The organism is Methylobacterium sp. J-026 (genome assembly GCF_022829585.1).
GTDB lineage: Bacteria > Pseudomonadota > Alphaproteobacteria > Rhizobiales > Beijerinckiaceae > Methylobacterium.
On sequence record NZ_JAKSYC010000080.1, the window covers coordinates 1 to 537 of the forward strand.

Genomic DNA, 537 nt, shown 5'->3' on the forward strand with positions numbered 1-537 from the left:
GCAAAATCGATCCGCCTGTGAAATACCCACGGCGTCGCAGTTTTGTATCAATGTGTTGCTGATAGACAAAAAAGCCCGACCCAGGGGAGATGATCCTGGGCCGGGCGCTTCTGCATCGAGCAATACGGGGCGGTGTCGCTCGATGCAGTTGTTGGGTCAATAAGTTCGAACGAACAAGAGTTCCACTACTGAGTCGAGCTATCGCTGGCCGATTGCGCCCGCCGTCCAGCGCGTCAATCCACGCCGCAATCGGGCAGATCGCGCCTGCGCTGCTCGGAGTTTTCCAGGGCCTCGTCTTGCCAGCTGACCTCGGGCGGATCCGTATCCGCCCTGACCGGCCGCGCGCCCGGCATGTACAGGCTGCGCGGGTCGTCGGACAGCGAAGCCCGTCGTTACCCGCTTCATCAAGAGCGCCGGGATCCGCAACACCGTCTGGCTCACGGCCGACGTGCACTACACGGCGGCGCATTACTACGACCCCGGCAAGGCGCAGTTTCAGGATTTCGACCCGTTCTGGGAGTTCGTCTCCGGGCCGCT

General features: G+C 62.2%; 1 pseudogene. It reads left to right on the top strand.

Going from position 1 to position 537, the window contains the following annotated elements:
- Positions 1 to 394 precede the first annotated feature (394 nt).
- Positions 395 to 537: pseudogene (locus MKK69_RS08390) on the top strand (alkaline phosphatase D family protein); the annotation flags it as partial.